Genomic DNA, 790 nt, shown 5'->3' with positions numbered 1-790 from the left:
TGGGGTGCTGATGGGCAGCTGCGGTATGTGGGCCGTGCCGATGAGCAGGTCAAGATCCGCGGGTATCGCATCGAACTCGGGGAGATTCAGGCCGCACTGACCGCCCTGGAGGGCGTGGAGCAGGCCGTCGTGATCGCGCGCGAGGACCGACCCGGCGACAAGCGGCTGGTGGGGTATGTCACCGAATCGAGCAGCGGGACAGTCGATCCGGGCGAACTGCGTATCGCGCTGGCCGAGCGACTGCCGGAATACATGGTGCCGGCCGCGGTGGTGGTGTTGGCGGCGCTGCCGCTAACACCCAACGGCAAACTCGATACCCGCGCGCTGCCGGCACCCGGGTACCAGAACGCCGGCTATCGCGCTCCGGCAAGCCCCGTCGAGGAGATCCTGGCCGGCGTGTTCGCCGAGGTGCTCGGGCTCGAACGGGTCGGTGTCGATGACTCCTTCTTCGATTTGGGTGGCGATTCGCTGTTGGCGATGCGATTGATCGCTGCAATCGAGATGGGTCTGGATGCCGATCTTTCGGTACGTGCGGTGTTCGAGGCGCCCACGGTAGCCCAGTTGGCGCTGCGTGTAAGTGAGGATGGCGGTCGGCGGGAGCCGTTGGTGGCCCTCGAGCGGCCCGCGGTGGTGCCGTTGTCGTTTGCCCAGCAACGGTTGTGGTTTATCGACCAGTTGCTGGGGCCCTCACCGATTTACAACATGGTGGCGGCGTTGCGGCTCAGTGGAAGCCTGGATGCCGAGGCGTTGGGGGCGGCGTTGGCCGATGTGGTGGCACGCCAGGAAAGCC

Annotated in this window: 1 protein-coding gene; it reads left to right on the top strand. The window is 66.2% G+C overall.

What is annotated here, in order from left to right; translation table 11 throughout:
- A partial coding sequence (locus A5775_RS11590) for a phosphopantetheine-binding protein (RefSeq protein ID WP_231995158.1) occupies positions 1-790 on the top strand: 790 nt, incomplete at both ends.

The sequence above is a fragment of the Mycobacterium sp. 852002-10029_SCH5224772 genome (assembly GCF_001667315.1).
Taxonomy (GTDB): Bacteria; Actinomycetota; Actinomycetes; order Mycobacteriales; family Mycobacteriaceae; genus Mycobacterium.
The sequence above is the reverse complement of the archived record's forward strand: the minus strand, read 5'-3'. Positions and strand labels throughout refer to the sequence as shown.